The sequence below is a fragment of the Nitrospinota bacterium genome (genome assembly GCA_009873635.1).
Classification (GTDB): Bacteria; Nitrospinota; Nitrospinia; order Nitrospinales; family VA-1; genus LS-NOB.
On sequence record WAHY01000045.1, the window covers coordinates 1 to 8,746 of the forward strand.

Annotated in this window: 8 protein-coding genes; 3 read left to right on the plus strand and 5 right to left on the minus strand. The window is 40.5% G+C overall.

Annotation, left to right across the window (positions count from 1 at the left end; translation table 11 throughout):
- Nucleotides 1-197: 197 nt before the first annotated feature.
- Nucleotides 198-1,061, plus strand: a complete 864-nt coding sequence (locus tag F3741_12685; protein ID MZG31633.1) for a hypothetical protein — start codon at nt 198-200, stop codon at nt 1,059-1,061.
- 15 nt (nt 1,062-1,076) lie between these two features.
- Here the strand turns inward: F3741_12685 and F3741_12690 are convergent, their stop codons facing one another.
- The 4 genes from F3741_12690 to F3741_12705 form a co-directional block, all read right to left on the minus strand.
- Entirely contained in the window at nt 1,077-1,328 is a 252-nt protein-coding gene (locus tag F3741_12690) for a hypothetical protein (GenBank protein MZG31634.1), read from the minus strand.
- 57 nt (nt 1,329-1,385) lie between these two features.
- Nucleotides 1,386-3,782: an MMPL family transporter gene (locus F3741_12695; GenBank protein ID MZG31635.1), complete on the minus strand. Its 2,397-nt coding sequence runs from the start codon at nt 3,780-3,782 to the stop codon at nt 1,386-1,388.
- A 277-nt stretch (nt 3,783-4,059) separates the two neighbouring features.
- Nucleotides 4,060-4,260, minus strand: coding sequence for a cold-shock protein (locus F3741_12700; protein MZG31636.1), 201 nt, complete (start codon nt 4,258-4,260; stop codon nt 4,060-4,062).
- A gap of 631 nt (nt 4,261-4,891) precedes the next feature.
- The gene (locus F3741_12705) at nt 4,892-5,866 is read right to left on the minus strand and encodes a flippase-like domain-containing protein (GenBank protein ID MZG31637.1); all 975 of its coding nucleotides are present in this window, start codon (nt 5,864-5,866) and stop codon (nt 4,892-4,894) included.
- A gap of 154 nt (nt 5,867-6,020) precedes the next feature.
- Here F3741_12705 and F3741_12710 point away from each other — a divergent pair, with 154 nt between their 5' ends.
- The gene (locus tag F3741_12710) at nt 6,021-6,383 is read left to right on the plus strand and encodes a CBS domain-containing protein (protein MZG31638.1); all 363 of its coding nucleotides are present in this window, start codon (nt 6,021-6,023) and stop codon (nt 6,381-6,383) included.
- 81 nt (nt 6,384-6,464) lie between these two features.
- A complete protein-coding gene (locus F3741_12715; protein MZG31639.1) occupies nt 6,465-7,739 on the plus strand; it encodes a nucleoside permease nupX in 1,275 nt (424 codons plus the stop codon).
- Between the two features lie 51 nt (nt 7,740-7,790).
- Here the strand turns inward: F3741_12715 and F3741_12720 are convergent, their stop codons facing one another.
- Nucleotides 7,791-8,600: a transporter substrate-binding domain-containing protein gene (locus tag F3741_12720; GenBank protein ID MZG31640.1), complete on the minus strand. Its 810-nt coding sequence runs from the start codon at nt 8,598-8,600 to the stop codon at nt 7,791-7,793.
- Nucleotides 8,601-8,746: the final 146 nt, after the last annotated feature.

Here is an 8,746-nt window from a genome sequence, read left to right on the forward strand (position 1 = left end):
ATCTGCAGATTTTTTTTCATGGCAAGAAATTTCCTATCAGGATTTATTTGAACAGGTTTTAAAAGATCTTGATGATGACAAAGCCCACAGGTTATGCAGAGTGGTCCGAAGCGGTAGCCCATTTCTACTGGGAGATACCTATTATCGAATTAAATCCAATTAAAAACTCTTGATATAGAGAGATCCCAATTCAGAAAATGAAACCAAAATCCTCAATAGCAGCAGGTTTCATTTTACTTCTCATTCCTTATTTTGCACATTCAGCTGACTTCGTGATTCAACCCCCACCCTCATCCATGGACAAGTTCTACGTAGAACGTGGGAAAACCTCCGATTGGATAGTGCAAATGAGCCATATCAGCAAAACATTTGCTGCGACTTCCCTTAGTATCGAAAGGAAAAACTGGGGAGAAGCTCTCAAGCAGGCTAAAGACTTCAGCTTGGCTTATCAGAAGGCATCAAGAATGGTTCCTGAGTGGAAAGACTTATTCGATCTCGAAACCTCAGAGTTGTTAATATCCAGCATACAGAATCAAGATATTGAAAAATTTAAAACGTTTTCCACAAAGCTTCGCAAAACATGCACCCAATGCCATGGTAAGCACTACATCAGCGTTTGGACTCGTTACCATTGGCCATCGACACAAACCATAAAAGTCCTTGATCCCCTCTCGGAGCAGGAACTGGATTATGATCAGTACATGCATAAGCTATCTTCATCATTAAAAAATATTGAGATATTTTTCAAGCGGGAAGAGTATAACGAGTCCTGGAAAGCTATTGATGATTTCAGCAAAAGACTTCGGGGTCTAAGATCGGTATGCTCAAAATGCCATGTATCCGAGTGGACTAAAAACCCTGTTACTGTAAAAGAATTTTTTGTTGGAGAGGATATGATAGATGCGCTACAGGAAATCAAAAAGACCTTCGCCACTGGGACACCGGACAAAAAACTTTTTAAAAAGAAGATGGATTATATCTCTGAGAAATCCTGCAAAACCTGCCACATGATCCATCAACCTGCCACAATTATTCAAAAAGCCTGGAAAGATAATTCTTAAACCATTTACCGCCGGTCAAGGCATTTTCTTTGGGCTCCACCCTCTCAATTTCATACAACCCAGATAACCTGTATGTTCACCCTCAAAACCAAATTCGCGCCCTTGAATCATATTGCTGAATTTACCTTTTTCAGCTATGCATTGTTTGGAGTCCTGCAGGAACTCTTTCTTACCCCTACCACTATCTGAAGAAGCAAAATCCTCAAACTTATGTTGTTCCGCACAAGCAACCAGTAAAACAAATACCAAAAATATTCCAATTCGCATAATTCAACTTTCTCTCAAAATTTCTGAAATTCAATTATATCCATCCCAGCCCAATTCTTATTCTTTGTTAAAACGGGCGAATGAGGATCTACTGGTCCTTAGTTCAAACAGGGCCGGGAGCATAAATAGAGCGCAAATTGTGCATGTAGTAATCCCCAGCCCCACTACCGATGCAATTGACCTGATACCTTCATGATGGGCAATGTTCAAGCTAATGTATCCCGCAAAACTGGTTAAGGCCGATAAAATAATTGCACTTCCCGTTTCCTGCAATGATTTGAGTGATGCGCCTTTGGAATAATCCAGAATGTGATGACTGAGGTATATGCAATGATCGATCATGATTCCAACAATCGAAGGGAGCATTACAATATTAATAAAGTTCAATTTAACATTGAAGACAGACATGAGCGCTCCTGTCAATGCCAGCCCTGTAAAAAGGGGCAGAAATGTGACAACCGCCAACCGAATACTTTGAAGATCAAACATGAGAATTACAAACACCATCGCACAGGCGACCGCCATCGCCCTGGGGCCTTTATCCTTAACCCAATCAAGGATTTCAGCGGCAATCAGATTTTCATTTAACACAGAGACTTCAATTTTTTTATCCCTCATCACCTTTTTAAACTCATCCATTTCTTTCCCCAGTTGATAAATATTTTCAACATTGAAAAAATTTTTATCTGCAGGGGAAAGCAATAAGACCAGGTAATCACCCCCGGCACGCAGTTTTTTTTCCAGGTTTTGTGGTATTTGCTCCTCATCAAATGGTTCAGCTTTTACCAGTTTTTCAAAATTTTCATACCGGTCTTTTCCCAGAGAAAATTTGATGATATCTGAATTATCAAAAAACATGTCTCGTATTCTTGCTAAAACATCTTTCTTGTATTCATACTCCACACGGCTAAACATGTTCAATGAATACTGCAGCCCTATAATGGTCTGATCACCACTTTTCCTTTTTATTTGTTCAAGAGCCGATTGTATTTCAAACAAGTTTTCCTTCTTTTGCGTAAGAATCAATGTAGGTGAGAAAGCAAAACCAAAATCATTTGTCGTGACGGTCTCATAATCACTAGCGGGGGATTCACCCCTGAGTTTCTGGAAGTCATATTCAAACTTGAGCCCCGGAAGAAAAAAAAGACTCGTAACCATTATTAAAAGGAACATTGTAGAAAGAAAGTAGGGCGTCGTGAAATATAATTTGGAGATTTTAAAGGTGAATATTCTGGGACGAGGTTTGCTCAACCAGTGAATCTTGTCATAAAACAAAGCCTGGGCTGGAAAGATAAAATAATAACTTAAAAACGCGCAGACAATACCCATTGTGGCAATTTTTCCAAACTCTGAAAACCCCTGAAAGTCGGAAAAGCTTAATATCGAAAAAACACTCATCGTTGTCAACATTGCTATCAGGCCAGATCGGCCAACCTGAGTCACAATCAACTCAGTCGCATCAGGAATGGACTTACCTTTTAGAAGCTCCTGTTTGAACCGGATATAAAGATGAATTCCATAATCGATACCAAGCCCCATCAAAATAGCAACCAGAAATCCGGAAATAATATTCAAGTGACCAATGAAAAAACGTGTTAACGCAAATGTGTAGGACAAAGACAGCAATAAGGGGAATATAATAAGAGGTATGGAAAACCAGGATCTGGTATAGGCAAGAATAATAAAAGTAGCCAGCGTAGCCGCGAGCATCGCCGATTTCTTAAGGTCAGTCTGGATAAACTGGTTTTCTTCAAGCCTCACAATTAATGAGCCGGTAAGCTTGATGCTCAAGTCGGGAGTGCTTTTCTCCAGTCCGGTCTCGTCAATCGCGTCCTGGACAGATTCCACATATTGCCCGGTGAAATCTGTATCAGTAACCGTTCCATTCGGTTTAACAAATATATAAAAGTTATTTTCTATGTTTCCTTTATGATAGGAACTAATATTTTCAAATATCTGGTATTTATCGGCAATCTCTTGCAGTTTAATCGGATTAAAGATTTCATCTTCACCAAAGAATCCACCAAATTGGCCTCGTGCGTAGTCAATCGCTTCAGCCACCAAGGATTCAAGTTGCAGCAACTCTCCCTTCGGAATCAGCAGGAGCTGACGGTTTTTTAAAAATTCTTCGGGGATTTGTGAGTCTACAAAGTGGGTACCGGGTACTTTTTCCAAAGCCCGCGTAAGCTTATCTATCACTTCTGGTGCCTGGATAGGATTCAGTTTCTCTAGCACGACAACAAGCGGACCTGAACCTCCAGTCTTTGCAACTACTTCGTTAAACTCTTTAATTAATGGCAAATCCTGAGGAAGAAGATTATCCATCCTGGGGTTAAAATTTAAACTACTGGCCCAATAAATGGATAACCCGCTTAAAAGAATTGCAAAGACCAGGAGAGTGCCGGGATAACGGCGCGTAATTTTTTGGAAACACCAGCTTAGAATTGTTTTCATACCCAATTCGTTGAAGACGAGCGAGGAAAGTTTACGAGGCCTTATATGAAGACATCAATAAATACTAAAGCAAGTATACACAGACTGACAGCAGTTGGGTAATGAAGTTAAAAGCTTTTCTTACTTTTAGCCTGTCCTGAAAGCTAATTCGGAAAAACCTCATATAATACCAAACCAGAAGATCTTGATAGATATTCACTGGATCTGGCCCTCTGGAAAAATAGCCAAAAAAAAAGCCAGTGGAGCGTCAGCTCCACTGGCTTTAGTCAGATATTGTTTATTTTGGTATAACCTTGGATGCTTGAGGTCCTTTCTGCCCCATACTTTTTTCGAACTCTACTGCCTGGCCTTCCGCCAGAGTTTTGAAGCCTTCCGCTTGAATTTCTGAAAAATGGACAAAACAATCTTCTCCATCGCTAGACTCGATAAATCCATACCCTTTACTATCGTTAAACCATTTTACTTTTCCCTCTGCCATAACAGATACCCTCCAACTTTTAAGCGGCAAGGCCAATCAAGCCATCCAACGAACCTTCCCAATTTTTACTTGGGTCCCACCTACCAAGATCTCAACCGAGCCATTCAAGTACTTTTCCACCTCTCAAAAACCCGGAATATTGGAGTATCAAGTCAACCGACTCTTCTACAGTTTACATTGACACTGGAAACCCCTCTTAATCTGGGGAGAGTATAGCACCAAAACGAGTCCCGGCCTAGTGATAAGAAATTTACAATATTCATGCTCAAAAATTAATTGCAATAAGTTATGTAGTCAAAATCTTTACCCTATATTTGTTAGAAAATTATCTCTGGCAAATATAAATTAACACTAACAATTGATCTAAAAATTATTTTATCCAGAACTCAAATTCTACATTGAAAGAAATAATTAACTAAATATCAGCTTCTTTAGGCACAATTAAAATCCCAGATACATTGAAATTCGTGAAGCCCGCTACATTTTAGCTACGCCTTGTTAAGCCCAGGTTTTTCGCTATAACAACTCGTTTAAAAATCCGCTTTTTACAGGTTTTTTAGACCCAGTAGTAAATGTTAAAAATACCAATATAAAAAATAATTCTTCCATTTACTGTCAACAGTCGGATTTTCTAGGTTTCATCGGTAACCCATTCCTCTGAGGGACTTTTCTTTTGTGTGATAGTTAGAAACAGAAGAACCAAATATCCCATTCCTACCATAGGAAGAAGAAAACAAATATGTTGCAAAAGAGCCAGGCTTAAAGCCAGTTCAGGCGATAGCCCGCAAAATTGATAGATCAGGAAAACGGTTCCCTCATAAACCCCAAAATTGCCAGGAGTAATCGGTAATACAGTTGCCAGGTTCAAAGCACCCATAACCAATATGGTCGCCCAAACTGGAAGATCAACACTCAAGCTTTCTTGAACAGCCCAGATTCCCAGAGTCTGTGCAAACATCATTAAAAGAGCCAGTATAAAGCCGAGACAAAAAATACGAAAATCCCTTAAAATTTCCAGATGCGCAGACCAACGAGCCACAAAAGAACTGACTTTATGCCTTAAAGATGATTCATTCGATTCCATAGGGACAGCAGGCTTTTTATGGGCAAAATAAAACATCATTGAAGCAAAAAACAACACGATCAGTATAAAGATAATTATTCCCTGCTCCATTTTATCTGGAAGAGGCACAAAAAAAGCCACCAAAGACAGAACAAAGATTTTCGCAAAACCTTCCATGAGTTGGTCAAGGGCCAATACCGACAGAGCCAAAGAGTGTCCCACCTGGGCTCTGCGGGCCAAAGCCATGACTCCAACAGTATGCCCACCGGGAAATGGAATGGTATTGCAAGATGTGGACATGAAAGTGTTAGCTTGAAAAATCCGAATAAAAGGAACGGTTATTTTTTCCGGAATAAGCAGATGCCAGAGAAACGACCAAAACATAAGTATGCAGGCATTGAAAATAACAGCCAGTAATATCCATATAGGGTCCGCCTTGGATAACTCGGCCCATGCATTTTCCAGGTCAATGGATTGGAGGCAAAGATAAAGCAAACCTGCCGCGAAAGCCCACATCAATAATATAATGGGTGTTTTTTTCAAAACTTGTATCTCTCAGGTTAAACAGCATCTCCCTATATAATATCCTGCCCGCATCCGAAAGGATATCTTCAAAATAACTTTTATAAAGACTATAAAATATTTTTTATTAGTGATAACCTGAGATCCACAAATTGGAAAAAATTTGATCTGAAAAATGAGTAAAAAGCATATATCAGAGGTCATGCAACCTCCGCATTCTATATCCTTTTCAGCAAATGTAGAAGAAGCGGTAAGAGAAATGTCTTCAATAGAAACAGATGCCTTACTTATAAGGCAAAATGAAGAATATTCCGGAATTTTTACCAAGACCGACCTTATAAAATTACTGGAAAAAAATATCAACCCTGCAGAGGTCACTGTTTCCACTATTATGTCAAAACCTATTCTCACTCTCGATATGGATACAACCGTGAGCGAAGCACGGCAAAAAATGTGGGATAAAAATATCCGGCATTACGCAGTAACCCGGGAAAAGAAAATTGTCGGTATCATATCCATAAATGACCTGGATGCATGAGCCAGATCTTTGGCTTCCAGGTTTCTCTTTCAATATTCAAATTCTTCATTCAAACAAAACTTTTCAATCTTCCCTTACATAATGGATGAAAACATTTATCGTTTAATTTCATTTGCTGGTTTTTTTATTGTTGCTTTTTTAGCCTGGGCTACAGGGGTTAGAAAAAAAATCAATACAAAAACCATAATCGGCAGCATGGCGCTGGCCTGGGTGCTGGGGGTACTCACGTTTTGGGTACCCTGGTCCCGTACTGCGTTGCATTGGGTGAATCACATTCTGGTGGAACTTCTAACAGCTTCACAGAAGGGGGCAATCTTTCTATTTGGCCCCCTTGCCATAGGCCCAGGCAAAAGCCTGGCTGACGGGACACCTTCCATAGGATTTATACTTGCCTTTCAAGTACTTCCTTCAGTAATTTTCTTTTCAGCTGTTATCTCCGGATTGTACTATCTGGGCATCATGCAAGCGGTGGTCCGTTTTTTCGCTCGCATCTTTTACCGGTTATTAGAGTTATCCGGGGTTGAGTCTTTATCTGCCGCAGCGAATATTTTTGTCGGTATAGAATCGAGCCTGACTGTCCAGCCCTACCTCATCAAGATGACACGTTCCGAGCTACTCACCCTGATGACCTGCATGATGTCGACCGTAGCCAGTACTGTCATGGGAATTTATGTGGTCGCTTTACATGATATTTTTCCTGAAATAGCCGGACATCTTGTTTCCGCCTCATTGATCTCCATTCCCTGTGCTGTAATTTCCAGCAAACTGTCATTGCCGGAACAATCAATGCCAGAAACCATGGATAAAATTCCAGAGCTTGAAAATGACACTGCAAAATCAAAAAATCTAATGGTTGCTTTAGTGGATGGAGGCACACAAGGAGTTAAAATGGCCGCTGGCATTGCCACTGTATTGATCGTTGTACTCGGCCTGGAAGCTCTGATGGACTTGGTACTTTCTGGGTGGTTTGGGGATAATTTTTCCCTGAAGAACATTCTCGGCTGGTTGACATTACCATTTACCGCACTTATGGGACTTCCACCAGACGAATTGGAGCTGGCAGGAAAAATATTAGGATCACGGTTTGTAGAAACAGAAGTTTCCTCCTACTTCGCATTGGCAGGAGCTCAAGTTGCCGATCCCGCTCCCTTTACTCTCAGATCAGTGACTATTTTAACTTATGCCCTATGCGGCTTTGTACACCTGGCCAGTATGGGAATTTTTATCGGTGGTCTCACAGCATTGGTTCCTTCACGGGCGCAAGATATTACTGTGGCAGGAGGCCACTCTTTATGGACCGCTTTTCTTGCAACCATCCTGACAGGTTGCATCGCCGGAGCACTCTTCATATCCTGACCTTACTCGGCAGGCACTTTAACCTGAGCCCGGCGTAATAAACCTTCCCGCTCAACTACCTGATTCATGCATTGGAGCAGGCACCACAGAAAATTTTCCCAAGCCCCATTTAGTGTGCAGCCCCATTACAGTTCCATCATTAATAAGTTCTGCCAAACTTTCATCAATCTTTTGTTTTAACTCAAGGTCATTTTTTCGCAGGACCATGCCATAATACTCCGAAGTCATTCTGGACCCCAGGAATCTTGCATTCTTTTCCAGTTCCTCATTTTCATTGAAATAGTAATTCACCTGAACAGAATCCCCCACAACACCATTAATACCTTTATTGGCCATATCAATAGCGGCAAGACCGAACTTCTCATAGGTCTTGATGTTTAATCCTGCAAACTTCTGTATAAAATAATGGGATGTCGTATTGATTTGGGCGCCTACCACGGCCCTGGTTTTGGCAAGCTGTTCCAGACTATTAATATTATCAAGATCTTTTCGGACTAAAACAGCAACCCCACTCTGCAAGTATGGGATACTGAAAGCCATACGTTTTTTCCGTTCCTCAAGAATCGTGATTGAACTGATAACCAAATCAAACTTTTTCGTGATCAACCCTCCAAACAATCCACCCCACTCAACATTTACCAGCTCATATTCGTAGCCGGCATTTCTTACAACTTTATCAACAAGATCCACTTCAAAGCCATCGAGCTCACCCTTGTCATTTAAAAATGTCATAGGAACAAATGTTGCGTCAACGGCAACTACAAGTTCAGGTTTTATTGCCACCTCATCACCTTGCCCACAACCCAGCGATAATATAGAAATAAACATCAAGGCAAATTTAAGGGAAAATTTATTCAGCACTCAAAACCTCTCACTCCTATTCCTGAAATATTTTTAAAATCAATTCGCTTTGTTTTGGTTTCTAATCTTCAACCATTCCTGAGCCATATTTTCTGCCTGAGCCACCTCTTCCTGCGACAATCTTCTTAACAGGAATTTTTTATTGC